This is a genomic window from Myxococcus sp. AB025B (assembly GCF_006518215.1).
Taxonomy (GTDB): domain Bacteria; phylum Myxococcota; class Myxococcia; order Myxococcales; family Myxococcaceae; genus Myxococcus; species Myxococcus fulvus.
In genome coordinates this window covers 1-24584 of record NZ_SRLW01000039.1, presented here as the reverse complement: position 1 = coordinate 24584, position 24584 = coordinate 1, and the positions used below count along the sequence as shown (strand labels likewise).

The following is a 24584-nucleotide window of genomic DNA, read 5'->3' as shown; positions in this document are numbered from 1 at the left end:
ACGAACGGAGAAACGATTGGGTCTGCACGGACAGTCTGTACGCCCACTCTCCCGGCGTGCAAGTGCGGGAGGCTGAAGAAATGTGAAGAAGTCCGCTGGGTTGCGGAGCATCGGTCAACCGCCGGAGAGGCGCTGGAGCCAGGTGGACAGGGCGTGCCCCACCTGCGGGAGGTTGCGTTGGAAGGTGGCGCCCGCGTCGTCGATGACCTCGAAATCCCCCCCGGCCCGGGCCACCGCCGCCGACACCGCCGCCCGAGCCATCCGTGCGTCCCCCTCCCCCTGGACCACCAGAAACGGACACGTCACGCGCCCCAGCACCGCCGGGTCCACGTCCGCCGGCGCGACCAGACACAGGCCCCCCACGGCGGGGAAGCGCGCCTGGAGCGCCAGGGCCACCTGCGCGCCGCCGTGCAGCGACGCCACCGCCACCGCGCTCGTGCCGGCCGTCTCCAGGAGCACCCGCATCGCCGCCTCGGCGTCCTCGAGCAACGCCAGGTCCTTGCCCCGCTTGCCCTGGCTCGCGCCCACGCCCCGGTGATTGAAGCGCAGGGTGGGAAAGCCCGCGCTGGCCGCCGCCCAGGCGAGCTCCGCGGCGATGACGTGATCCATCCCCCCACCCTCGTCCGGCCGCGGCGGGATGATGAGCAACGGAGGCGCGCGCTTGCCGCGATGCGCCGTGCCCTCCATCACCTCCGCGCCCACGGGGATGAGCGTGGAGCGCTCCAGGAACTGACCTTTCTGGACCATGAAACCCACCATAGGAGGGCGGGCGCCGGACCGATACTCCTGCCCGCGCCGCCCCTCGGAAGGCCTCCAACCCTGGAGATCACCTCGGGTTCGGCTCGGCTTCCCCGCTTCACTCGGGATGTGACGCAACAAGTCACCACGACGCATCGCGTCGGAATTGAGTGTTTGGAGCGAATTACCGCGTTCGTGCGCAACTTCGGACGGCTTCCTGGGACAATGGGGCAAGGACGTCATCTTCCATCCCCCCGTTGTAGTCCGCAGGAGCCCTCCAGCATGAGCACCATCGAGCGTGGCCGCCCCGTCGTCGGCACCACCCCCCGGACCCCTGTTGGTCGCACGTCGGAAGTGAACACCGTGGCGACGCCGGCGGTGCAGCCGAGCGCGGCGCGCGCGAACGCGGTGGTGGATGGCTTCGAGAGCGGCAAGGCGAGGGGCACGGCGACGGTGGCCGGTGTCTTCACGGCGCCCCCGGGCTCGAAGGACAAGGTCTACGACGGCAAGCTGGTGGGCGCGGGTGGCCAGACGTTCGAGCCCGGCACGCCGCTGAGCGACATCCCCGCCTTCACGCCGAAGAACAACCCGAACGCGACGGCCACGGTCATCTACACCAACGGCATGCGCACGGACCTGGCCAAGCAGACGGCGGAGCTGCAGGCGCTCGCGGACACGACGGGCATGCGCACCATCGGCATCCACAACTCCACGCAGGGCACCGTCGCCGACCTGTTCCAGGCCGTGAAGGACAAGCTGGACAAGGGCACCAACCCGGCCGTGGATACGCTGGCGGACACGGTCTACAACGAGCTGAAGGCGGGCCGGGACGTGCACCTGGTCGGCTACAGCCAGGGTGGCCTCATCACCTCGCGCGCGCTGTCGGATGTGGCGCGCCGGCTGCGCATCGAAGATGGGATGTCGAAGGAGCAGGTCGAGCAGACGATGAGCAAGCTGAACGTGGAGACGTTCGCGGCCGCCGCCTGCACCTATCCGGACGGCCCCAACTACGTGCACTACATCAACAACCGCGACGCGGTCCCCACGCTCTTCGGTCTGGGCGGCAAGGGCTGGAGCCCCGCGGACCTGCTGCGCCACGCGGGCAAGGGCGCGCAGGTGCACTACTTCTCCGAGGACACGGTGTTCTCGGGCGCGCACTCGCTGGTGGGCACGTACCTGAACCACCGCGTCCCGTTCGAGCAGGCTCGCGCCGGCCAGTTCTGATGGCCCACACGCCAGTCGTGGTAAACCACCACCATGACGCGTGACGAGGCCACTCAACTGGTGCAGGAGTATCTTCGGGCTCAGGGCGTCCACCTGAGCCCCGGGCTCAATCCCAAGGGGCTCGGTGGAGTGTCGGTGGGCGAGGCGCAGCTGTACTTCGAGCACTCCGAGGACACCGGCGAGCTCAAGTGCAGCGCCCTCATCTATCGCTTCCGTGACGCGCCCCGCCCCGGCGTCCTCGAGGGCTTCCGCGCCGAGCAGGCCGCGGGCACGGACGCCGGCGGTGGCACGGTGGACTTCGAGTCGGAGAGCAAGAGCCTCTTCCTCAGTCGCTCGTACCAGACGCCGCCCATCGACCTGGTCTTCGCCTCGGAGCTGAGCAAGCTCATGGCGGCGAGCCTGCGCTGGGGCAGCGAGGTGTTCGAGCGCGTGGCCTCCAAGGTCATCCCCGCGAAGTGACGTAGGAGGGCTTCGGACATGGCGCTCGCGTTCTCCCGCCACCTGCAGTGGCTCCTGTCGACCATGGGCCTGGCGAAGCCCCCTCCCCCGCCGGGCGGCCCGATGACTCGCGAGGCCGCGCGGGAGCTGGTGCGCTGGTACCTGCAGACGCAGGGCGCGGGGATGAGCGAGGGCCTCAACGCGCAGGGCTTCGGCGGCGCGATGGTGGGCGACGCGCAGCTCTACTTCGAGCACCACGAGGCGACGCAGACACTCGAGTGCAGCGCGCTGGTGTACCGCTTCCGCGAGGACCCGAAGCCGGGCGTCATCGACGGCTTCCGTCGTGAGGCGGAGGAAGGCACCGACGCGGGCGGCGGCACCGTGGACTTCGAGACGGAGAACAAGAGCCTGTTCCTCAGCCGCGACTACACGCGGCTGCCCGCGGGCTCCGCCTTCACGAAGGACATGGAGCGGCTGATGAAGGCCAGCCTCACGTGGGGCACCACCGTGCTGGACCGCGTGGCGTCGCGCGTCTTCGGGACGTGAGCGCGGCGCAAGTCCGCCAGCCGCATGCCTCGGCTTCTCGCGCCTCGCATCAAGCCAGGGTGGTGAGGCACCGGCCGGAGCACGGCCACTCGCCTGGGGCACGCCCCCTCCCCGACCGGGAGGGAGCGACACTCATCCCCCAAGCTCCGCGGCGCCCCCACGCGACGGCTAGCAGCAAGCGCGCGTCAGACGGCCTGCAGCACGTAGAACTTGAGGTACTTCCCTTCCGGGAACTGCAGGCGCACCGGGTGGTCCGGCGGCTGGTAGCGCTCCTCGACGAGCGCCAGGTCCACGCCCGCCTTGAAGCCCGCCTCGCGCACCGCGCCCATGAACTCATCCGGGCTCACGCGCGCTGAGCACGACGCCGTGGCCAGCAGCCCACCGGGCCGGAGGATGCCCAGCGCCTGACGGTTGAGCGACGCGTACCCGTCGATGGCCGCCTGAACCGCGCGCTGACTCTTGGCGAAGGCGGGCGGGTCCAGGATGAGCAGGTCGAAGGTGCGGCCCTCGTCCTTGAAGGACTGGATGACCTTGAACACGTCCGCCGCGAGGAAGTCGTGCTTCTCCGCGGGCAGCCCGTTGCGCGTGAAGTTCTCGCGCGCCAGGGCGATGGCCTCCGGGTCCAGGTCCACGGAGAACACGCTGTTGGCCCCGCCCAGCGCCGCGTTGACGGAGAAGCCGCCGCTGAAGCTGAAGCAGTTGAGCACGTCTCGGCCCTTGGCCAGTCGACGGATGAGGTGACGATTCTCCCGCTGGTCCAGGAAGAAGCCCGTCTTCTGCCCTCGCCACACGTCCACCATGAAGGTGACGCCGCGCTCGCGGATGGCGATCTGCTCGGGCGCTTCGGGGCCGTACAGCATGCGCCCGGTGCCCCGGCCCTCGTCCTCCTCCACGTCGTCGCGCGCCACCTCGTCGCGGCCGACGATGCCCTTGAGCCCCGGCACTCCGGCCTTCAGCGCCTCGATGATGAGCGGCCGGTACGGCGTCAGGCCGGCCGAGTACAGCTTCATCACCGCCCAGCCCGCGTAGAGGTCCACCACCACGCCCGGCAGGCCGTCGCCCTCGCCGTGGATCAGGCGGTAGCTGTCCGTGTCCGTCAGGTCGATGAGCGACTGGCGCTCGGCCAGCGCCTGGCGCACGCGCCGGGTGATGAAGCCCGCGTCCACCGTGTCCCGCGAGTCGCGCGTCAGCACCCGCACGGCGATGGCCGAGTGCGGGTCGTAATACCCGCGCGCGACGAACTTCCCGTTCTCCGTCAGGTCCACCACGCTGCCGGCGGGGATGCGCGGCACGTGCTCCAGCGCCTTGCGGAACACCCACGGGTGCCCCGCGCGCAGGTGCCGTCCCAGTCCGCGCGCCAGCTCCAACTTCACGACATTCACGGTGTCACTCCTCACGAGCCCTTCGGCTCCGCCGGGCCAGCAGCGTCCGGGCCAGCTCCTCGAAGCCCTTGCCCTCCGCCGCCCGGGTGATGAAGGCCGGCGGCGCGTCGATGCGGTCCAGCACCGCGCGCACGTTGGCCACGCCCACTCCCAGCTCGAAAGCCTGGAACATCGGGGCGTCGTTGAAAGAATCCCCCACGTACACGTAGCGGCCGTCCCGGGGCTCCAGCTTCTCGCCCCACGCCACCCGCGCGAATCTCCGCGTCGCGCTCAGCTTGTCGAAGCGGCCGAGCCAGCAATTCACATGCACCGACGAGCGCACCGCCGTCACGCCTCGCGCGTGCAGCAGCGACTCGATGCGAGAGGCGCCCTCCTCGCCGAGGCGGGCCTCCTCGTTGTAATCCACGGCCAGGTCCACTTCCGTGTACGCGCTGTCCACCGACAGCCTCGCGCCGGGCACCTGCTTCAACACCCGGGCGACCTCGGCCTGGAGCCGGCGCCGGTTCGCCACGCGCTCAGCGGGCGACTCCAGGTACACCTTGCGCAGCCCTCGCTTGCCGCGCAGGAAGAACAGGCCGCCGTTCTCCACGATGACGCCGTCCACCGGGAGCTGTCGGGCCCACGCCTCGCCCCACCCCGCCGGACGACCGCTCACCAGCACCACGCGCAGCCCGGAGTCGGACAGCCGCTCCAGCGCTCGCACGGTGTCCGAGCGCAGCTTGTGGCCCGTCGTCAGCGTGCCATCCACGTCCGTGAAGACACCCTCGACACGGGACAGGTCCGCCTCGCGCAGCGGGCGCGGCGTCACGACCTTGCTGGAGGCCGGCATCACATCACGTCCAGTTGGGCGAGCAGTCCCTGGAAGATCTCGATGGTCGCGCCCAGCTCCGGGCCCGTGAGCTGGGCCAGCGGCTGCTTGCGCGCCTTGCGCAGGAACGCGTCCATGTCCGACGCGCGCCCGTAGAGCGCCTGGGCCGCCTGGGCCGCCTCGGCGAGCAGCCGCGCGGACACCGGCGCGTCCTCGTCCACCAGCGACAGGGCCCGCTCCAGCTTCACGCCGCAGGAGGCCCACACCTCGCGGTCGTGGATGATGAGGATCTGCCGCTGGTTCACAGCGGACAGGCCGCGCACGAAGGTGTCCAGCTCGCTGACGACCTTCAGCAGCTCCTCGCGAGAGGGGTTGGCGAGGATGGCCAGCCGCCCCACCTCCGCGCGCATCTCCACGATGTGGCGCTTGTCCTGCGCGCGCAGGTTCCGGTACGCGGCCGTGCGGCCGAACGCGTCCATCTCCGTCTGGAGCTGCTGCGCGTTCCACTGCACGTCCTGCGCCTCCGCCTCGCGCACCTTGTTGAGCCTCGCGGTGAGGATGCGGCCCAGGTCCGCGGAGATGGCGCGCACCGTCACCGCGGCCTTCACCTCCGCCTCGTGGCCGGGCACCACCTGCGCCCGCGTCACCTCGCCCAGCGTGCTCGCCGTCTCGAACACGAGGTTGCTGACGCGCTCACGGAAGCTCGAGCGGAAGCGTTGTATCTCCGCCAGCAGCGTCCACCGGTCGCTCACCACGGAGGGGTTGCGCATGGCCTCGCCCAGCTGGGTGATTCCCTGGGCCAGCTGCGTCATCGCGTCATGCATCAGCATGCCCGGGTCCTTGGTGCCGCTCAGGACCAGGTCGGCCAGGTTTCCACCGGGCTGCGCGGGGAACTGCACGCGGATGACGTTGAGGAGCGCGTTGACGTCCATCACCGTGTCACGGATGACGGGCGCCATCTCCTCCCAGAGGGAGAGGTCCGGGCTGGAATCCACCACGGGCGTCTCGTACTTCACCAGGTCCATGTCGCTCAGCCGGGCGATGGCCTGGGCGGCGGCGGCGTACACCTTGCGCAGCCGGCCGGCGAAGGCGCCGTCGGGGTGGGCCTGGAGGATTTCTTCGAGCCTCGGAGTCAGGGAGGCCTGCGGGTTCTCGGCGTCTGCGGACACGGGGGGCACACTCTAGCGCTCGACTTCCGCGCGGGGGAGTTCTAGCACTCGGACCGGGGCCGCGCCGCAAGGCCCGGGAGCGCTACGGGATGATTCAGGTCTGTCTGCTGAAGGACGGAGCCCTCTTCACCGGGGGTGAGGAGCTGCTCGCCGAGGAGGGGCGCAAGTGGATCGACGTCCTCCAGCCCGACGAGGCGCAGATGGCCCGGCTCGCCGAGCGCTTCGGCCTGCACAAGCTGGCCGTCGAGGACTGCCTCCACCTGGACCAGCGCCCCAAGCTGGAGGAGTACCCCAACCACGTCTTCGTCGTGCTCCAGGGCTTCAGCGCGGGCAAGGACGTCTGCCAGCTCACCCTCCATGAGCACCACTTCTTCCTCGCCAAGGAGTGGATCATCAGCGTGCATGAGCTGCCCTTCGACGGGCTGGAGTCCGTGAGACAGCGCGTGCGCGCGGACCCCGCCACCACCCTGGGGCGCGGCACGGACTTCATCCTCTACCTGCTGGCGGACGGGCTGGTGGATGCCCAGTTTCCCATCCTCGACACGTTCAGCGACGAGCTGGAGGACCTGGAGGTGGCCATCTTCGAGCAGGCGGAGAAGACCCAGCTGCAGCGCATCTTCGAGCTGAAGCGGATGCTGGTGCAGCTGCGCCGGGTGCTCTCCCCCCAGCGCGACGTGGTGGGGCTGATGGCGCGGCGGGGCATCTCCCACGTCGACGAGCGCTCCACGCTCTACTTCCGCGACGTGTACGACCACCTGGTGCGGCTGTACGAGCAGATCGACGCGGGCCGCGACATCCTGGGCAACGTGATGGACGGCTACCTGTCGATGGTGGCCAACAAGACGAACGACATCACCAAGCAGCTCACCATCTTCGCCACCATCTTCCTGCCGCTCTCGTTCATCGTCGGATTCTTCGGACAGAACTTCGACGCGCTGTCGGGACGGGGCTCGTACATCGCCATGTGGGTCTCGATTGTCGCCCTGCCCGTGTCCCTCTTCTTCTGGTTCAAACACAAGCAGTGGCTGTGAGGCCGCTCGCTGGAGGATGCATGCCGACCGTCACCGTGAATGGCCTTCCCCTGCACTACCGCGACGTGGGCCAGGGCCCGGCGGTGGTGCTGTTGCACGGCTTTCCCCTCAACGGGGAGTCCTTCGATGCGCAGGTGAAGGCCCTGTCGGGCCGCTACCGCTTCATCCTCCCGGACACGCGGGGCTTCGGCGGGAGCGGGCTCGGTGAGGGCCCCACCCTCATGTCCCTCATCGCCCAGGACACCCTGGCGCTGCTGGATGCGCTCGGCATCGACCGGGCCGTGGTGGGCGGGGTGTCCATGGGTGGCTACGCGGCCATGGCGCTGCTGCGCGAGGACGCGGGGCGGGTGGCGGGCCTCGTGTTGATGGACACGCAGTGCACCGCGGATGACGACGCGGGCAAGGCGCGCCGCGAGGCCTCCGCGAAGGAGGCGCTGGAGAAGGGCGTGGAGCCTGTCATCCAGGCCCTGCTGCCCAAGCTCGTCGGCGGCGGGGCGGATTCACAGGTGGGTCGCGCGGTGGAGGCGCAGATGCGCGCGGCCTCGCCCCAGGCCATCGCCGCCGCCCAGAGTGGCATGGCGCTGCGTCCCGACAGCAAGGACATCCTGGCGCGCTACGCGGGGCCCGCGTTGATGGTGGTGGGAGAGCACGACGCCATCACCCCGCCCGAGAAGGCGAAGCAGATGGCGGACCTGGTGACAGGAGCCCGGCTGGAGGTCATCCCCGGCGCCGCGCACCTGGCCAACCAGGAGCAGCCCGAGCGCGTCAACGCGGTGCTGGACTCATTCCTCGCGTCACTCTGAGGAGCTCAGCGCCCACGGGTCGCCAGTCGGCGGGCCTCCTCGAGGACATGCGCCTTGAGGAGATAACCGAAGCCCGCGTTCTGGATGCGGGTGACGAGCTCCTGTCGGGTGGAGCCCATGTGCTCGGCGACCTCGTCCAGGTTCCACCGGGATTGGGCGAGCCGTTGCAGCAGGTAGGCGCGACGCGTCTGCGCCGCGGAGAGGCGGTACGTCTTCAGGTATTGAAGCGTGCCGTCCTTGTCCACGATGGCCTCGCCCAGGTGGTTCTCCGCCGACGGGACCAGGCTCGTGTGGAAGCGCTGCAGGAGATACGGGCCGGCCTCGTACACCTTCTGTGACGACACCTCGACGCCGAAGAGGCCTCCGGCCATGAAGCCGTGGAAGGCGCCCCAGTCCTCGCGCATGCGCGTCACCTCCGCGCGCAGCTCACCGAGGCTCGACACCCGCTTCGCGTCCAGCGGCGTCCACAGCTCGACGACCTCCTGGAGATAGCCGTACTGGAGCAGCAGCTCGCCGTAGAAGTCCTCGAGCAGCGTGCGGTGCAGGACGCGGTAGTCGTCGGGATGTGAGACGACGAAGGCGGACAGCAGCTCATCCGCGTTGAAGAGCAGCAGGCCCACCTGCTTCTCGTGGACCTCGAAGGTGCGCAGCGCCCCGTCCAACACCGAGCTGAGCCACCCGGGGACGGAGGACTCCATGCGGGGATTGAGCCCGTAGGTCAGCGCGTCGCGCGAGTACTCCGACCAGGCAATCTCCGGCCCGCCGAAGTGCTGCGCCAGGAAGCCCTCCATCGCCAGATGCAGGGGCAACATGCGCAGCTGGTTCTTGTCCTCGCGGTGCACCATGCGATGCAACAGGCGCACCGGGACGGGGCCGGCCATCACCTTCTTGCCGTCACGCGCGTTCAGCCACGTGCCGTAGACGGCGTCCGCCTGGCGCTGGCCCCAGCTCACCACCATGCCGTGCGGGACGTAGGAGATGTACTTGAGGCCGCGGCCCTCGAGCTCACCCTCCAGGGACACCACCGCCGCCCACTCCGAGTACTCGCGGCGCGCGAAGCGCAGGTCGTCCCGCACCTCGTCGCGGAGCACCGGCACCAGCCGCATGCGGTTCCACGCCTGCGCTGGCGCGAAGCGCAGCCCGTGCGCCTCCAGTCGCCGGATGAGTCGCGTGTCGCTCATGCCTCCACCTCGTCCGCGCCTTCCTGCACCTGGGGCTTCAGCCACGAATCCACGCATCCGGACAGGTAGCGCTCCAGCTCCGCCAGCGACGCCGTGCCCTCCGCGAAGCGCGCGAAGCCGAGCACCGTCGGGACGTCCTCGGCGTCTCGCACGCCCACCGTGGCCACCGCTCCGCCGAACGAGCGCGGCGCGTACTCCTCCGCGTCGAAGACGGGATTGACGTGCACCAGCGCGGTGCGCCGGCCCCGGTCCAGGCGCTCACGGAACACCCGCGTCAGCTCCGCCACCGCGCCCGGCGGGTCATTGTCGTAGCCATCCGAGACGATGACCACCAGCTCCGCGCCCCACTCCAGCGCATCCAACAGGGGCGTGGCCAGGTCCGTCTGCCCGCGCGCCGACACCGTCAACGGGTCCTCCACGGGCTCGCCCGTCCAGAAGGCCCGGTACTCCCGCGCCGCGGAGGACAGCAGGTAGTGCGTCGCCAGCGCCACGGCCAGCGGACGCCGCCGCTTCTGCAGCGAGCCGGACGTCGAATAGCTCCGGTCCAACACCGCCGCCACCTTCCCCAACGCGGGCTTCGCGCGCGCCAGCACCCGCGCCGCCGAGCCCTCCAGCGCCGTGTGCAACTCCTCGCGGCGAGAGGCCCGCGCCTCCGCCTTCAATGACAACACATACAGCGCGAGCTTCGTCAGCGGCGCGCGGGACAGGTCCACCGCCGGCTCCACGCCCCCCTCGCGTGCGGCGGACTCCTGGAGTCGCAGGCGCTCCGCCTGGGTGAGCCGCGGCTCGATGCGCTGGAGGAACACGTCGCGCGGGACGCCGTGCTTCTGCGCCAGTCCCTCCGCCACCGTGTAGGGCAGCTCGTAGAGCGCTTCTTGCGCGAAGTGCGCCCGACGAAAGGATTCGAGCAGCGGCTGGGTGAAGACCCGCTTCTTCCAGCCCTTGAAGAGGAACGGCCCCAGCTCGCCCTCCAGCTTCACGTGCCCGTGCACCACCGCCGCGCGCAGCTTGGAGCGGTACTTCACCGCGTCGAAGGAGAGGTTCGAGCGCCCGGCCAGGTACTCCCGGACGATGGCGCGGCTGCGGCGGTTGTTGACGCGCCGCGAGCGCAGCGACTCCAACACCCGGAACGCGCGCTGCGTGGGCAGCCGGCGCAGCGCCGCGGCGATGAGGGCCCCCTCCTCCGCTCGCCCGGCGGGGTCCACGGGACTGCCGGCGGCGAGCAGGTTGAGGATGATCTGTGCCTGGTTGAAGTGGTTGATGCCCGCCGCGAGCGTGCGGCGGTAGAGGCGCCGGTAGTTGCCCAGGATGTACTGGTGCAGGAACTCGATGGAGACCGACTGCCCGCGCGCGTCACCGTAGAACTCCCGCTGGCCGGTGCAGGAGAAGCACGCGTTGACGAACATCACCAGGTCCTCTCGGGCGACCTGTTCGATACGGACTTCTGCGGGCAAGGCCATCGCGCGCACTGCCTCCGGGAAGACGAGAGGAGCGCCGCTCGGGGAAGAGTGAAACGACCAGCGTGTCAGGCTCCAAAGGCTTGAATCGGAAGTCGCATCGGAGTCCCGCGAGCGGCGCGCCGAGGCTACCACACGTCGCGCGCCGGGGACTCCTGACGTCCGCCTTCACCGCCTCACGGCTGGCACGACACCTCGGTGTCCTCCACCACGCAGGAGGTGCACGAGGCCGTCTCCACCAGGATGCCCTCGCGGCACTCCAGGATGGCCTTCCCGTCCTGACGGCACAGGCCCCGCCCCTCGGCGCTGGCCGCGCACGCATCCCCCGGGCCGTTGCCGGAGGTGTCACAGCGCACCGCCTCGTCAGACTCGCGACACCCCAGCGGCCCCCGGCACGGCAGCTGCCGCCACTTGCCGGAGCGACACTCCAGGGCCAGGACGGCCTCCTGACAGATGAAGCTCCCCGGTTCGTCGCAGTCGTCCCCAGAGCCGGGGCCACCGCAGGCAGTGAGGAGGAGGGAGCCAACAGCGGACACGAGTGCGAGGAAGGAGCGGTTCATGGGCTGAACCCAATATTTCGAGCGTCCCGCTCCCGGTCAACCACCCAGTGTCGACTGGAAGAAACGCCGGAAGTTTCCGCCCATCACACGTTCCACCCAGGACTCCGGATGGCGGCGCAGCAGTGCCGTGGTGAGCAGGTGCAGGTCCGTGACGTCCTTCATGCCCTTGGGCAAGGGCACCATGCCGTCGTAGTCCGAGCCCAGACCCACACCCTCCTCGCCCATGACGTCCACCGCGTGCTCGATGTGGCGAACCACGTCGTCCACCGAGTCTCCGCCCAGGTACACGGGGGCGAAGATGATTCCCACCACCCCACCCCGGTCCGCGATGAAGCGCAGCGAGGTGTCGCTCAGGTTGCGCCACCCGCCGCCCGCCGCGCGCACCCCCGTGTGCGAACAGAAGTAGCGCACCGAGGGATGGGAGAAGAGGTTCTCCAGGGTGCGCTCGGAGGCGTGCGCCACGTCCACGCTCAATCCCAGCCGGGCCATCTCCTCCATCACCTCGTGGCCCAGCGTCGTCAGCCCCCGGTTGCCCATCATCGGGAACGAGGAGCCGCCCAGGTCATTGTTCGACAGGTGCGTGAGCCCCATGAAGCGCACGCCCCGGCGGTGCAGCTCCGCCAGCCGCTCCACCTTCCCCTCGATGGCGTGCCCGCCCTCCACGCCCAGCACCGCGGACAGCCGCCCCTGGGCCAGGTTGTCGTCCAACACCTGACGCGAGTCGGCCACGCGCACCGCGTCCCCGGAGCGCTGGCAGAACTCCGCCATGCGCTCGAGCTGCCACAGCGCCCGCGTCCACTCGCTGGCGCGCGCCTCCCGAGGCCAGCCGCGCCACGCGGCGAACACCGGGAAGCCGCCGATGAAGGGGAAGCCGCGGGTGACGATGGTGAAGCACTGCAGCTTCACCCCCGCCTCCCGCAGGCGGGGGAAGTCCACGTGCCCCTCGTCGGAGCGGACACACAAGTCCCGGTTCCACATGAGGGAGTCCGCGTGTCCGTCCGCGATGCACCAGCGCTGGTGGAGCTCGTTCACGTCACCCATAGGTGCCTGAGTCTGCCCATCCCACGGCCCCAGACAAGCACCCTCCGACCCACGCCGGGCCTCATGTCCCGCTGGCGATGACGCCGCGGGGGAAGGCGAGCCCGGCCAGCGCGTCCTCCGGGGACAGCACGTCCGCGGCCTGCCCCCGGGAGCGCGCCTCCTGGCGCACCTGCAGGGCCTCCCGCGCGGCCTCCGGCGGACCATAGGCGTACCCCCGCCCCGCCAGCACCCCACGCAGCGCGTCCCGCAGCTCCAGCGCCGTCTGGAAGCGCTCCTCCGGCTCCCGGCGCAGCAGCCGCGCCAGGATGGAGCGCAGCGGCGAGCACAGGGACCGCGTCGCATGCTCCACGTGCTCCGGCGCGAAGCAGGCCACGCGCGCCGCCATCAACGGCAGGGGCAGCCAGCTGGGCGACTCCGCCTGGAGTGCCTCCGCGTCCGGGTGCGGGCCGGCCGCGAGCGCCGCGCGCTCCACCGGCTCCAGGTCCAGCAGGTGCAACCCGGTGGCGAGCTCCAGCAGCACCACGCCCAGGGAGAACAGGTCCGAGCGCCCGTCGACCGGGCGGCGCAGCAACACCTCCGGAGACGCATACGCCAGGTCTCCGCGGACCACGTGGCCTTCGGTGGCCACGCGCCCCGGCAGCCGCGCCCACGCCAGCGCGAAGTCCGCCAGCTTCACGTGGCCGCGCGCGTCCAGCCGCAGCGTGCGCGGGCTGACGTCCCGGTGCACGAGCCCCAGGGGCCTGCCCCGGTCATCCTCCAGCGAGTGCGCGTGGTGGAGCGCGTCCGCCAGCTGCTCTCCCACGTAGGCGGTGAAGGCTTCCGAGAGCGGCCGGCGCCGCAGCGCCGCGAAGCTGATGAGCGTCTCCAGGCTCTGGCCCTCCACGTACTCCATGACGAGGTGGGGCGAGCCGTCGTGCACGCGCACCAGGAACACCCGCGCGATGGACGGGTGCGACAGCCGCATCAGCAGCTTGACCTCCTCCCGCAGCCGCGCCCGACCGAGTTCGTCCTCCGCGTCCATCAGGCGCTTGATGAGCACCAGGTCACCGGGCGAGTCCGCGTAGTGCCTGCGGGCGAGCAGCAGCTCGCCCGAGCCACGCGAGCCCAGGTAGCGGATCAGCTCGTAGGACGTGGCGCCCGCGGAGAAGAGGATGAAGGGTTTGAGGGAAGGCGGATCCGGGTGGTGGGTGCCCATGCGAAGGACGGCTCCTGGTGCGAAGGACCTCCCCAGGGTTGGGAAGGCGTGAGGAAACCTCACGCATCCTCCCTACCATCCAGGTCCGACACGCACTTCCGACCCCTCAGAATGGATTCAGGGAAAAAAGGAAACGGCCCCCACCGGAGTGGGAGCCGTCCCTGGGCCGCCCGTGAGGAGACGAGCCGCCCGACCGCGCCCCGTGGGTTACTTGGTGGGCTTCACGTCCTGCGTGACGTTCAGCTCACGGACCACCATGTCCTTGCCATCCATGACGTACGACGCGCGGACCTGGTCACCCTCCTTCAGGTCACCCAGCTTCACCTCCTGGTTGTTCTGGAGGATGCGGCTCTGGTCGTTCGTCTTCAGCTTGAGCTGACGGTTGTTGGAGGTGTCCACCACCGTCAGCGAGCTGCCGCTGGTGGAGAGCACGCGACCGGACACGTTGGTGGTCGCCGCCATGGCGCCCGCCGTGCCGGAGCCGCCCTGGGCCAGCTCCTCGTTGCGCTCACGCCGCGCCTCGGCGAGGTCCGCCTGCTCATCGCGGACGTCCTCCTGGGCGCTGGCGATCTCCTCGTTCGCCTCACGCTGGGACTCGGCAATGTCCTCCCGCGCGTCGCGCTGGGTGTTCGCGATGTCCTGCTGCTCGTCCTGGCGAATCTCCGCCACCTCCTGGCGGGCCTCGTTCTGCGCCTCGGCGACGTCCTGGCGCTGCTCCGCCACGTTGTCCCGCTTGCTGCAACCGGTCACCATCGCCATCGCCGCGACCGCACCGACCGCCATCATGAGCTTGCGCATGTTCGTCCTGCCCCTTTCGGTAGGCTGCCCGGAGTGAGTGTTCCCCGGTGTTGGACAGAAAGTGAGCGCTCCCCTCGAACTTGCACAGGGCTTGCGCACACGCGCGGGAGGACACAGGGGGCCCTCGGCGTGCACCCGGGCCTTGCTCGCCCGGCTGCTCTGCGTGGGAACATTCCCTGACACGGCTCATCGGGGAGCACCCGATTGCCGACGGAGAGGCGCCGGCTTCTCCCCGTGCTCCAGGCGTTGACGGACTACGGCCCCGCGTCGCCGCCAGCGTCCGGAGAACCGCCATCCGGCGCGCCGCCGCCCGCGTCGGCGTCATCGCAGAACGGAGCGCCGCCCTCCACCCAGCGGGCGACGAGGGCGCGCTCTTCCGCCGTGGGCAACGGGACGGTGGTCGGCGAGGGCGGCATGTCCTGGAACACCGAAGTGCGCGCGCGGATTCTCTCCGCCTTCGCGAAAGCGCCCGGCAGTCCACCACCGTCCGCGCCGCCATCCGGCGCCACGTAGTAGTCCAGGCGGAACGAGGCCTGGCCGCTGCCGCTGGTGTCCGCGCCGTGGCAGGTGCTCACGCAGCTGGCGGCGAGGATGGGCTGCACGTCGTCGCAGTACGTGGGCACCGGCCCCGCGTCGCTGGGGCCCGCGTCGGACCCGGGCAGGCCGAGCACCTCGCACGTGCGCCCCTGCCCCTGCCTCACCGCGACGCAGACGTGGGTGTCGGGACAGTCGCCGGCCGTCTCGCACGTCTTGCCGGTGAAGTCCGCCACGTCGATGGTGCAGGCCACGAGGAGGGCGGCCGCGCCGGTGGCGCCCGCGAGGAGTTTCTTCATGTTGGGCTCGGGAGAAACCGGGGACGAAGGAAGCGAGGGGGAACGGCCGCGACGTCAGGGCCCGGCATCGGGGCTGTCACAGAAGGGAGCACCACCGGCCACCCAGCGCGCCACCAGGGCCCGCTCCTCGGCGGTGGGCTGGGTGACGCCGCTGCCCGAGGGAGGCATGTCCTTCAGGTCCGACGTGCGCACCCGGATGCGCAGCGCCTTGGCGCGCGCGCCCGGCACGCCGTTGCCCGTGGGCTCGTAGTAGTCCAGGCGGAACGAGGACTGGCCGCTGCCGCTGGTGTCCGCGCCGTGGCAGGTGCTCACGCAGCTGGCGGCGAGGATGGGTTGCACGTCGTCGCAGTACGTGGGCACCGGCCCCGCGTCCGTGCCGCCGTCGGCCTCGGCGTAGCTGGGGGGATAGATGACCTCGCACGTGCGCTGGCCGTCGGCGGCCACGGCGGTGCAGGCATACGCGGAGGGACACTCGGTGTCGTCCGAGCAGGCGCGCCCGGCGAGGTCGTCCACGTTGATGGAGCAGGCCACGGCCACCAGCACGGCACCGCAGGCCAGGAGGGGGACAGGAGAGCGGAGGGCCACGGGGGGCTCGGTCAGAAGTGGTAGGTGAGGCTGGCGGTGTCGGCGGCCTCGTCCGGGAGCAGCTCCAGCACCAGCCCGTACAGCACGGCGGCGCCCGCGGCGGCGTACATCAGGTTGGCCGCGGTGGACGCCGAGCGGGCGCGGTCCAGCGTGCTCCTCGCCTCCCGGGCGGACGACAGGCTCTGCGCGCGCTTGGCCTCTCCCTGCGCGAAGAAGCCCAGGCCCAGCCCCCCCACGGCCAGCACGCCGCCCGCGACGAAGGCATACCGGTGACCGTGCAGCAGGGGCTGGGGCGCGCGGACAGGGGCATCCAGGGTCGCGACGGGGTCCGCGGCGGCGGCGGTGACGGGCAGCCCGAGCGCGACGACGAGCGCGGTGGAGACAAGCCTGCTGGGAGCCATGAGCATGGCGCCGAGTATAGCGGTGACGCTGGCGGACGTACTGCCGGAGTGTGCGTTGACAGCACGAGAGGGCCCCTGTAGTGCGTGCCCGGGTCCCCATCGCAAGGAGCCGTGACGCCGTGCAGGTCTGGGTCAACGGAGAAACGCGCGAGGTGCCGGAGGCCATCACCCTCTCGGCGCTGCTGGAGTCGCTTCGGGTCGGCGGCCCGGGCGTGGCCGTGGAGGTGAACGCCGAGGTGGTGCGCCGCGCCCGCCACCCCGAGCACCGCCTCCAGCCGGGGGACCGCGTGGAGATCGTCACCTTCGTCGGCGGCGGGTAGCGAGGAGATGGCCATGAGCATCCAGGACAAGCCCTTCACCATCGCGGGGGTGACGTTCTCCTCCCGCCTCATCCTGGGGACCGGCAAGTACCCCAGTCACGCCATCATGAAGCAGTGCCACGAGTCCTCCGGCACGGAGATGGTGACGGTGGCCGTGCGCCGGCTGGACCTGAAGGCCACGGGCGAGGCGTCGCTCATGAGCTTCATCGACCGGCAGAAGCTGCGCCTTTTGCCCAACACGGCCCTCTGCTACACGGCCGACGACGCGGTGCGCACCTGCCGGCTCGCCGAGGAGCTGGGCATGAGCAAGTGGGTGAAGCTGGAGGTCCTCGGCGACGAGAAGACGCTCTACCCGGACGTCGAGGAGACGGTGAAGGCGGCGCGCATCCTGGTGAAGGAGGGCTTCACCGTGCTGCCCTACACCAGCGATGACCCCATCACCGCGCGCAAGCTGGAGGACGCGGGCTGCGCGGCGGTGATGCCGCTGGGCGCGCCCATCGGCAGCGGCCTGGGCATCCGCAACCCGCACAACCTGCGCCTCATCCTGGAGACGGTGAAGGTGCCCGTCATCGTCGACGCAGGCGTGGGCACCGCGTCCGACGCGGCCATCGCCATGGAGCTGGGCGTGGACGGCGTGCTGATGAACACCGCCATCGCCGGCGCGCAGGACCCGGTGCGCATGGCCGTGGCCATGAAGAAGGCCGTGGAGGCGGGCCGCGACGCGTACCTCGCCGGCCGCATCCCCCGGAAGGCCTACGGCTCCGCGTCCAGCCCCATCGACGGCATCGTCCAGTAGCCTTCTCCGCGGACGGACAGGACGCTCCCGTGGCGCCCACCCTCCCCCGGCTCGTCGTCATCACCGACTGGCGCCTTCCTCGGGGGCGCCTGCTGGAGGCGTTGTCCCGCGCGCTGGACGCGGGACCGGACGTCGCCGTGCAGCACCGCCATCCGGAGGCCACCTCGCGCGGGTTCCTCGAGGAGGCCCGGGTGCTCGCCGCGCTCTGCCATGCCCGGGGCAATCCGCTGTTCATCAACGGGCGGCTGGACGTGGCGCTGCTGGTGGACGCCCATCTGCACCTGCCCGCCCACGGGCTGCTGCCCGCGCAGGTCCGCCCTCGCCTGCCCGCGGGCCGACTCCTCAGCGTGGCCGTGCACGACGAGGCCGAGGCCCTGGACGCGAGCGGCGCCGACCTGGCCCTGGTGAGCCCCGTCCACGCGCCCGGCTCCAAGCCCGGGGATGCGCGGCGACCGCTCGGTCCCGAGGGGTTCCGTGCCCTGGCGGGCAGGCTCGGGTGCCCGGCGCTCGCGCTCGGGGGCATCACGAGCGAGCGGGCCCGTGCGCTGGAGGGCGCGGCGGGGGTGGCCGTCATCTCGGCGGTGCTGGAGGCGGAGGACCCGGCGCGCGCGGCGCGCACGCTGCTCGCGGCCTGCCCGCCCCGGGCTATGCTGCCGGTCCCGTGACTTCACCTGCCTCCGCATCCGCGCTGCGTCCCCTGGCCCTGGGGGAGCTCATCGACCGCTCCGTCACCTTCTGGCGCGGCCACCTCAAGCCCCTCTTCGTGCTCAGCCTGGGCTACTCGCTGGTCAACTACATCGCGACCAAGGGCGTGCTCCAGCTCACGCGGGTGCTGACGCCCATGCTGTACTCCCCCGACCAGCAGGTGCTGGCCCAGCAGAATCCGTTCGAGATGCTGGGGCAGTCCGCCCTCGCCATGGTGCTGTGGGGCGGGATGTTCTCGTTCCTCATCTGGAGCTACTGGCTGGCGATGGTCGCCACGTCCCGCTTCGTGGTGTCCACGCAGCTCGGCACGCCGGTGAGCCCCGCGGACAGCCTGCGCCGCAGCCTCTCCATGGTGGGGCCGGTGACGGGGGCGTTCGTGTTGTCTTTGGGCTGGTCGCTGCTGGTGATGCTGGTGGCGTGTGTCCCCGGCATCATCGTGCTCGTCGTGGGCGGAGTCGTGTCGGCGATGGGCTCGCAGGCGCTGGGCGCGGTGGTGCTCATCCTGGGTGTGCTGGTGCTGGGCCTGGGCATGGTGGGTGCCATGCTCTGGTACTTCCTGCGCTTCCTGCTCTTGCCGCCGGTGCTGGCGATGGAGGACCTGGGCGCGTGGGCCGCCTTCCAGCGCTCGGGGACGTTGCTGTCGGGGCGCGTGGAGCCGGGCTTCCTGGGGCGCGTCGTGGTGCGGGGGATGATTCTCTTCACCGTCGTCAGCCTCATCCTGTTCTCGGTGCACCTGCTGTTCGGCATCCCCTCCTGGCTGGTGATGCTGCCCTACGGCAACCCGTTCTCCGCGGACACCATCGCCCGCACGCCCCAGTGGCTGCTGGTGCCCGTCGAGCTGCTGCAGGTCATGGCCCAGTCCTTCTTCTCCCCCGTGAACTTCGTCGTCTGCGCGTTCTTCTACCTGGACCTGCGCGTGCGCCGGGAAGCCCTGGACCTGGAGCAGCGGCTGGGCGGTGATACGTCGCCGCTCGCCGCCTGACCTCGCGCGCCCGTGTCCTTCCTGCCCTTGATGCTCCTGCTGACCGCGCTTCCCTGCGAGGAGCGGGAGGACACGGCGCGCTCGCTCGAGGAGGCGCTGCGCGCGGGCCCCTCCGAGGTGTCCGCGTCACTGGAGCGACTGGAGCGGAGGCTCGGAGGAATCCCGCTGCCTCCCGCACCCGAGGACGCGACGGATGCTCAGCGCGTCGAGCAGGTGACGGCGTTCCTCGAACGCGCGTGTGGCTTGCGTGAGCAGGAGGCCCGCTCCGGCGAGCCGGTGACGGAGTTGCCCGCGAGCGAGCAGCAGCGGCTCAAGTCCGTGTTGGACCGGCCGGAGTTCGCTCGCGCGCGGCAGCGGCACGGAGATCTGGTGAAGCAGTGGCTGCGCAAGCTGGAGGCGTGGCTGGAGGGACTGTTCGAGTCGCGCGAGGCCCAGGGCTTCGCGGTGGCGACTCGCACGGTGATGCTGGGACTGGCGATGGCGCTCGTGCTGTGGGGCGTGCTGAAGGTTCGCGCCATGCGTCGGGGGCGCGCTCCGGGGCGAGCACAGGACGGTGTCGGGCCCGCGGCGCCGCTCGTGCTGGACGCGCCACCGGAGCACCTGCGACGCGCGCGCACGGCCCTGGCGAACGATTCACGCGAGGCGATTCGCGAGGCACTGCTGGCCATGCTGTCCGCGCTGGAGGAGCGCAGGCTGGCGCGTCCCGATCGCGTGAAGACGAACCGGGAGCTGGCCTCGGAGCTGCCGTCGCGAGGAGCCCCCGCCTCGCTCACCCGGGAGGTGGAGCGTCTGGTGGAGTGGTACGACCACGCCTTCTACTCCCTGGCCCCCGTGCCCGGGGACGAGGCCACGCGTTTCCTCGACGCGGTGGAGCGACTCCTCGGCACGCTCGGCGCGGAGGCGGCGGCATGAGATGGCCGACGACACGCAAGCTCGTTCCGGCGGCTGAAGCCGGACCTCTTTCGTCGCTGCGACCGCGTGACCTCGGCGGGTCGACGACACGCGACAGCCTCGCCGCTGAAGTCGGGAGCCTGTTTCATCCCGCGCGAAGTGCGCGTCCTCACGCCCCCTCTGCACGGCCCGGTGCCCGCTCCATCGGGGGCGCCGCGCCTGGGGAGCTGGAGGCCACGCCGTGAAGAACGCACGGACGCTCATCGTCTTCGGGGTCCTCATCGCCATCGCGCTGGCGATGGGTCTGTCCACGCGCGCGGATGCGCCCGACTCGCCCGTGCCCTCCGTGGAGAACACGGGCCCCCAGGGCGCCCGCGCGCTCTACCTGTTCCTCCAAGAAGGAGGACGCGCGGTCAGCACGCACCTCGCCTCCCTGGAGTCACTCGCCGCCGACACCCGGACGCTCGTGCTGGCCTCCCCCATCGGAAGCCCCGTGACGGACGAGGAGGTGCGCAAGGTCGAGCACTTCGTCGAGCAAGGCGGCACGCTCGTGTACCTGTCGACGCGCGAGCTCGGCATGCACCAGGCCGCGATGGAGAAGTGGCTCGGTCTGGAGCCCGGCCCGCTGCTGCCCGCGAGTGAGCGCGGACTCTCCACGGACCTCGCGGACGCCGGTGGAACCACGGTGGACGTGTGGCTGGGCGCGGGTCCCCTTCGCGGACTCAGCACGCTGCGCGTCTCCCAGGACCGCGGCATCCTCATGGAGCACCCGGACGCGATTCCGCTCGCGGGGCTCGGCGGCGCGGTGACGGTGTGGCGACGTGCGCTCGGACAGGGCGAGATCTACGTGCTCGCCGGAGCGGACCTCCTGGAGAACCGCCGCATCGAGCTGCTCGACAACGCGCGCTTCTGGAACGCGCTCGCGGCCCGAGGCCCGCTCGTCATCGACGAGTACCACCACCAGCTCGCGCCCCCGCCGCCGCTGTCACGTGGCATCTGGGTCTTCGTCGCGCAGGTCCTGGTCGTCAGCAGCCTCTACGCGTTCTCACGCGGCACGCGCTTCGGCGCGCCGAGGCCGCAGCGGGAGGAGAAACACCGCTCCGCGCTGGAGTACGTGCGCAGCATGGGCTGGCTCATGCGACGCGCGAAGGTGGAGAAGTCCCTGCTCCCCGAGCTGGACACCTCCCTGCGTCAGCAGTTGCAGGAGCGCCTGGGCATCTCCCCCGCCCTCGCCGACGCGGAGGCCGCGCGGCTCCTCGAACAGGACGGCGGCATCCCCGCGTCGCACTACCTGGACGCGAAGGCGGAGCTGAACCGACTGCTCGGACAAGCCACCGTCAAGCCCTCGGACTACGCGCGAGTGGCCCGCCTCTATGCGCACCTGGAGCGCACCGTGGCGGGCCGACAATCGCTCAACCGTTCCTGAGTCCCACCCTCACGTGGACACCGGGCGCGAGACCACCGCGCCCGGCAGCCCGACGCTCAGAGCGACTTGCCCGCGGCCACCATCGCCGTGCCCACGTGGTGACGAATCTCGTCCACGCGCGCGTCCCAGCTCTCGTTGAAGATCTTCTCCGCGCGCTCGCGGCTGGGGCCCGGGCCCTCCGCGAGGCACTCGTCCACCTTGGCCACGAAGTCCTCGGTGGACTTGGCGATCTTGCACAGGCCGACCTTGCGGACCTCCGGCAGGTCCGTGGACACCACCGGCAGACCCGAGGCCAGGTACTCGCGCACCTTCAACGGGTTGGCGTTCAGCGTCAGCTCGCTGATCTTGAACGGCATCAGCGCCACGTCGAACGCACGGCTGTAACCCGGCAGGTCCGCGTACGCCTTGCGGCCAAGCATGTGGATGTTCGGCTCCGCCCGCAGCCGGGAGTCATCGCAGTCCGGCGTCGTCTTGCCGATGATGACCACCGAGCCCTCGGGGTGCGCGCGCGCCGTGGCGATGATGGCGTCCTGGTCCACCCAGTCCGCCACCAGCCCGAAGAAGCCGATGACCGGCTTGGGCAGGTTCGCGATGTCCGCTGGGATGACCGTCGTCGGATCACACGCCTTCACGAAGTGGCGGAAGTCGGTGCCGTGACGCACCAGCACCGTGCGCGGATTGACGCGGGACTTGTTGTCCCTCAGGCGCTCGGCGGACGTGATGCACAGGTCCGCGCGACGCAGGAGCCGGTCCTCCAGCTCCGCGATGTGCCGACCGTTGGTGTCGCTGAAGGCGGAGAACTCGTCCACGCAGTGGTAGACGACGAACTCCTCTCCCAGCGTGCCCGACACGGGCGCCGACGCGGGCAGGAAGCTCCAGGAGATGGGCCGCTGGAAGTTCAGCTGCTTCATCGCCCGGCGCACCTGCAGCCGGAGCAGCTCGCGGTTCGCCCCGCGCACCATCTCCGAGCCGTAGAACGGGATGGCCAGCGGCGACAGGACATGGAGGTTGGGCTCCACCTCGCGCAGGCCCTGTGTGAAGCGCTCCAGCTTGGAGAAGATGCGCTTGACGTCGTGCGCGTTCGCCTTCGGCGCGCGGTTGCCGATGCTGTTCACCCAGAGGATGCGGTTGTCCCTGGAGAGGATCCGCATGATGTGGACCTTCGACAGCGGGTCGCCGTCCCAGTCGTTGGAGAACACCACCAGGTCGCGCCCTCGGAGCGCCCGGCGCGTCAAATCCAGGTCATCACTGCGACGCATCTCTCATCTCCCCTGTGTCTGAAGTCCTCGCGGGAGTCCCGCGAATCTCGTGTGAAGAACCGCTCATGCCGCGGGCGCCGCCTGCGCGGGCGCGGACCGACGAGGCGCCAGCGCCTCGTACAGCTCCAGCAACACCGGCCCCACGTCGGGCGAGGCCACCTTCGCCGGCCCCGCCGCCACCGCCTCACCGATGCTCGTCGCGAGCGACGCCGCGTCCCCCGCCCGGAACAGCCGCGTCCCCTCCGGCCGCGCGCAGACGTCGCTCGCCACGCAGGGCACGCCCAGGGCCAGCGACTCGCGCACGGAGATGGAGTCCCCGTCATGCGTCGTGGGCCGCAGGAAGACATCGCCGCGCGCGATGAGCCCCAGCGCCGCGGGGTGGTCCAGCTCTCCGAGCACCTCGAGCTGCCCCGCCACGCCCAGCTCGCGCGCGTCGCGGATGAACTCCTCGGAGTCCGTCCCGGGGCCGAACAGCGCCAGCCCCACGTCCGGATGGGACTCCATCAACTTCCGCAGCGCCCGGAAGGCCACCTTGCGCCCGTACACGGGCGAGGGGTGGTGCGCCATCGTCAGCAACGGACGCCGCCGGGCCCGCGCGGCCTCCACCTTCACGGGCACCTCGCCCGCCTGCACCTGCGAGGCGCAGAAGGCGGGCTGCACCAGGACCTTCTCCGCCGGCACGCCGCACGACAGCAGCGCCTCACGCACCGCCAGCGAGACGGCGATGATGCGCGTGTAGCCCGCGAGCGCCACCCGGGCGAACGCGCGCCGCGCCGCGGACGCCGCCAGGTAGTCCGGCAACAGCCCCGAGTGCAGCGTGATGAAGCGGGGTGCCCGACCCGCGGGCACCCCGGCCACCATGGCCGCGAGCAGCCAGGCCTTGGGGTTGTTCCCGCTGGTGTGGACATGCACCGTCCACCCCGAGGCGAGAAACCCGGTCAGCCTGAGGCCGAAGTGAGCGGGGCTTCGCACCGGGAGCACGTCCGGAACCGGCCGGCCGCCCTTCCCGATGTCCAGCACCTTCGCTTCGACCCCACGGCTGCGCAGGAACCGATGAAGTTGTTGAACGTGAATCGCCACGCCCCCGAACGGAGGCGGATGGTCTCCCACCAGGAGCACGCGCATGGCAGGCCCTAGCTCGGCACCGACGCCGAAGGAGGCACCGCCGACAGCGGCGAGCGACGCGGCAGCAGGCCCATCTCCCGCTGATACGTGGTCAGCGGATCCGGATCCTGCCGGATGACCCGCGCGGGGATGCCCGCCACCACCGAGCCCGGCGCCACGTCCTTGAGCACCACGGCGTTGGCGCCGATGACCGCGAAGTCACCGATGTGGATGTTGCCGAGAATCTTGGCGCCCGCGCCCACCCGCACGTAGTCGCCGATGATGGGCGCGCCCTCGATGCCCGAGCGTCCACCAATCGTCACCTGCTGCGAGATGAGGCAGTGGCGGCCGATCTTCGCCGCCTTGTGGATGACGACGCCGATTCCGCCGTAGCCCAGCTGCGTCCCCTCGCCGATGTCGGCCTCGTCCGGAACGTAGGAGCTGTGCAGGTAGTAGATGGCCTTGCGCAAGAGCGCGGGCAGCAGCGGAACCTTCTTCAGCCGCAAACCGCGAGCCATCCGGTACAACGTCATCGCATCGACACCCATCCACGCCTCCCCTGACCCAAACCTCGCGACGGGGAGCAACCTAGGTACCGTTCCCCCGAGAGGGAAGTAGGCGCCAGGCGCATCCCGGCTTTTCCTCAGGCCGTCCTCCGGGGACGCAGGCCCGCGAGCACCGCCAGCGGCCGCACCCCCGCGACGTACAGCATCACCACGTAGCCCACCGAGAAGAGCACCCCGGCCACCGCCAGCGGCAGCACGCGCCAGAAGAAGCCCTGGGGCAGGGCGAGCCCATGTCGCCGAAGTACGCGTGCCCCGTGGCGATGCCGATCTGCAGCTCGCGCACGTAGGGGTAGGCCTCGCGCTCGCGCACCAGCTTGCACGCGAGCCGGCTGGCCAGCACCTCCT

Annotated in this window: 28 protein-coding genes; 11 read left to right on the top strand and 17 right to left on the bottom strand. The window is 70.7% G+C overall.

All coding sequences use genetic code 11. The annotated features are described in order from the left end of the window. Positions 1 to 114: 114 nt before the first annotated feature. Positions 115 to 747, bottom strand: coding sequence for an alpha/beta hydrolase (locus FL311_RS09015; RefSeq protein ID WP_141324532.1), 633 nt, complete (start codon positions 745 to 747; stop codon positions 115 to 117). A gap of 273 nt (positions 748 to 1020) precedes the next feature. Here FL311_RS09015 and FL311_RS09010 point away from each other — a divergent pair, with 273 nt between their 5' ends. The 3 genes from FL311_RS09010 to FL311_RS09000 all read left to right on the top strand — a co-directional run bounded on the left by FL311_RS09010 (position 1021) and on the right by FL311_RS09000 (position 2946). Next, positions 1021 to 1962 (top strand): hypothetical protein, encoded by a 942-nt coding sequence (locus tag FL311_RS09010; protein WP_141324531.1) that lies wholly within the window; start codon positions 1021 to 1023, stop codon positions 1960 to 1962. 33 nt (positions 1963 to 1995) lie between these two features. Next, a complete protein-coding gene (locus FL311_RS09005; RefSeq protein WP_141324530.1) occupies positions 1996 to 2421 on the top strand; it encodes a hypothetical protein in 426 nt (141 codons plus the stop codon). A 102-nt stretch (positions 2422 to 2523) separates the two neighbouring features. Beyond that, a complete protein-coding gene (locus FL311_RS09000; protein WP_141324547.1) occupies positions 2524 to 2946 on the top strand; it encodes a hypothetical protein in 423 nt (140 codons plus the stop codon). Between the two features lie 185 nt (positions 2947 to 3131). Here the strand turns inward: FL311_RS09000 and FL311_RS08995 are convergent, their stop codons facing one another. Genes FL311_RS08995 through FL311_RS08985 form a run of 3 tightly spaced genes read right to left on the bottom strand, consistent with a single transcriptional unit; the run spans position 3132 to position 6314 of the window. Further along, positions 3132 to 4328: a class I SAM-dependent rRNA methyltransferase gene (locus tag FL311_RS08995; RefSeq protein WP_141324529.1), complete on the bottom strand. Its 1197-nt coding sequence runs from the start codon at positions 4326 to 4328 to the stop codon at positions 3132 to 3134. Positions 4329 to 4332: 4 nt separating this feature from the next. Then, positions 4333 to 5157 (bottom strand): HAD-IIB family hydrolase, encoded by an 825-nt coding sequence (locus FL311_RS08990; RefSeq protein ID WP_141324528.1) that lies wholly within the window; start codon positions 5155 to 5157, stop codon positions 4333 to 4335. Next, positions 5157 to 6314, bottom strand: a complete 1158-nt coding sequence (locus FL311_RS08985; protein ID WP_141324527.1) for a hypothetical protein — start codon at positions 6312 to 6314, stop codon at positions 5157 to 5159. Before FL311_RS08985 ends, FL311_RS08990 begins: the two co-directional genes overlap by 1 nt. 80 nt (positions 6315 to 6394) lie before the next feature. On the opposite strand from FL311_RS08985, the gene corA reads away from it, so the two are divergent. Together corA and FL311_RS08975 are read left to right on the top strand one after the other, a co-directional pair. Beyond that, entirely contained in the window at positions 6395 to 7336 is a 942-nt protein-coding gene (corA, locus tag FL311_RS08980; RefSeq protein ID WP_141324526.1) for a magnesium/cobalt transporter CorA, read from the top strand. Between the two features lie 20 nt (positions 7337 to 7356). Beyond that, a complete protein-coding gene (locus FL311_RS08975; protein WP_141324525.1) occupies positions 7357 to 8139 on the top strand; it encodes an alpha/beta fold hydrolase in 783 nt (260 codons plus the stop codon). A gap of 5 nt (positions 8140 to 8144) precedes the next feature. On the opposite strand, the gene FL311_RS08970 is transcribed toward FL311_RS08975, so the two are convergent. The 9 genes from FL311_RS08970 to FL311_RS08930 form a co-directional block, all read right to left on the bottom strand. Continuing rightward, positions 8145 to 9320 carry a hypothetical protein gene (locus FL311_RS08970; protein WP_141324524.1) on the bottom strand — a complete coding sequence of 392 codons (1176 nt, stop codon included), beginning with the start codon at positions 9318 to 9320 and terminating at the stop codon, positions 8145 to 8147. Next, a complete protein-coding gene (locus tag FL311_RS08965) occupies positions 9317 to 10780 on the bottom strand; it encodes a hypothetical protein (protein ID WP_141324523.1) in 1464 nt (487 codons plus the stop codon). The genes FL311_RS08970 and FL311_RS08965 overlap by 4 nt, the downstream gene beginning before the upstream one ends. Positions 10781 to 10953: 173 nt before the next feature. Further along, positions 10954 to 11337 carry a hypothetical protein gene (locus FL311_RS08960; protein WP_141324522.1) on the bottom strand — a complete coding sequence of 128 codons (384 nt, stop codon included), beginning with the start codon at positions 11335 to 11337 and terminating at the stop codon, positions 10954 to 10956. Positions 11338 to 11373: 36 nt separating this feature from the next. Next, the gene (locus FL311_RS08955) at positions 11374 to 12378 is read right to left on the bottom strand and encodes a dipeptidase (protein ID WP_141324521.1); all 1005 of its coding nucleotides are present in this window, start codon (positions 12376 to 12378) and stop codon (positions 11374 to 11376) included. Between the two features lie 61 nt (positions 12379 to 12439). Continuing rightward, positions 12440 to 13573, bottom strand: a complete 1134-nt coding sequence (locus FL311_RS08950) for a serine/threonine-protein kinase (protein ID WP_141324520.1) — start codon at positions 13571 to 13573, stop codon at positions 12440 to 12442. Between the two features lie 207 nt (positions 13574 to 13780). Next, complete coding sequence (locus FL311_RS08945) at positions 13781 to 14371, bottom strand: hypothetical protein (protein WP_141324519.1); 591 nt, start codon at positions 14369 to 14371, stop codon at positions 13781 to 13783. 254 nt (positions 14372 to 14625) lie between these two features. After that, entirely contained in the window at positions 14626 to 15204 is a 579-nt protein-coding gene (locus FL311_RS08940) for a hypothetical protein (RefSeq protein WP_141324518.1), read from the bottom strand. A gap of 54 nt (positions 15205 to 15258) precedes the next feature. Continuing rightward, positions 15259 to 15789, bottom strand: coding sequence for a hypothetical protein (locus tag FL311_RS08935; RefSeq protein ID WP_141324517.1), 531 nt, complete (start codon positions 15787 to 15789; stop codon positions 15259 to 15261). A gap of 11 nt (positions 15790 to 15800) precedes the next feature. After that, positions 15801 to 16190 carry a hypothetical protein gene (locus FL311_RS08930; RefSeq protein WP_223747712.1) on the bottom strand — a complete coding sequence of 130 codons (390 nt, stop codon included), beginning with the start codon at positions 16188 to 16190 and terminating at the stop codon, positions 15801 to 15803. A 119-nt stretch (positions 16191 to 16309) separates the two neighbouring features. Here FL311_RS08930 and thiS point away from each other — a divergent pair, with 119 nt between their 5' ends. The 6 genes from thiS to FL311_RS08900 all read left to right on the top strand — a co-directional run bounded on the left by thiS (position 16310) and on the right by FL311_RS08900 (position 21310). Continuing rightward, positions 16310 to 16510, top strand: a complete 201-nt coding sequence (thiS, locus tag FL311_RS08925) for a sulfur carrier protein ThiS (RefSeq protein ID WP_141324516.1) — start codon at positions 16310 to 16312, stop codon at positions 16508 to 16510. 7 nt (positions 16511 to 16517) lie between these two features. After that, a complete protein-coding gene (locus tag FL311_RS08920) occupies positions 16518 to 17306 on the top strand; it encodes a thiazole synthase (protein WP_342742212.1) in 789 nt (262 codons plus the stop codon). Between the two features lie 29 nt (positions 17307 to 17335). Further along, positions 17336 to 17971: a thiamine phosphate synthase gene (locus tag FL311_RS08915; RefSeq protein WP_141324515.1), complete on the top strand. Its 636-nt coding sequence runs from the start codon at positions 17336 to 17338 to the stop codon at positions 17969 to 17971. Next, positions 17968 to 18993, top strand: a complete 1026-nt coding sequence (locus tag FL311_RS08910; protein WP_141324514.1) for a hypothetical protein — start codon at positions 17968 to 17970, stop codon at positions 18991 to 18993. The genes FL311_RS08915 and FL311_RS08910 overlap by 4 nt, the downstream gene beginning before the upstream one ends. A 12-nt stretch (positions 18994 to 19005) precedes the next feature. Further along, the gene (locus FL311_RS08905; protein WP_141324513.1) at positions 19006 to 19905 is read left to right on the top strand and encodes a DUF4129 domain-containing protein; all 900 of its coding nucleotides are present in this window, start codon (positions 19006 to 19008) and stop codon (positions 19903 to 19905) included. A 220-nt stretch (positions 19906 to 20125) separates the two neighbouring features. Continuing rightward, positions 20126 to 21310, top strand: coding sequence for a DUF4350 domain-containing protein (locus FL311_RS08900; RefSeq protein ID WP_141324512.1), 1185 nt, complete (start codon positions 20126 to 20128; stop codon positions 21308 to 21310). Positions 21311 to 21366: 56 nt separating this feature from the next. Here the strand turns inward: FL311_RS08900 and exoP are convergent, their stop codons facing one another. The 4 genes from exoP to FL311_RS08880 form a co-directional block, all read right to left on the bottom strand. Continuing rightward, positions 21367 to 22569: a spore coat polysaccharide biosynthesis glycosyltransferase ExoP gene (exoP, locus tag FL311_RS08895; protein WP_141324511.1), complete on the bottom strand. Its 1203-nt coding sequence runs from the start codon at positions 22567 to 22569 to the stop codon at positions 21367 to 21369. Between the two features lie 63 nt (positions 22570 to 22632). Next, on the bottom strand, positions 22633 to 23694 hold the full coding sequence (locus tag FL311_RS08890) for a glycosyltransferase family 4 protein (RefSeq protein WP_141324510.1): 1062 nt from the start codon (positions 23692 to 23694) through the stop codon (positions 22633 to 22635). Positions 23695 to 23702: 8 nt separating this feature from the next. Continuing rightward, on the bottom strand, positions 23703 to 24221 hold the full coding sequence (locus FL311_RS08885; RefSeq protein ID WP_046714337.1) for a serine O-acetyltransferase: 519 nt from the start codon (positions 24219 to 24221) through the stop codon (positions 23703 to 23705). Positions 24222 to 24384: 163 nt separating this feature from the next. Then, the coding region (locus tag FL311_RS08880) for a hypothetical protein (protein ID WP_194869128.1) at positions 24385 to 24584 on the bottom strand (200 nt) is incomplete at its 5' end.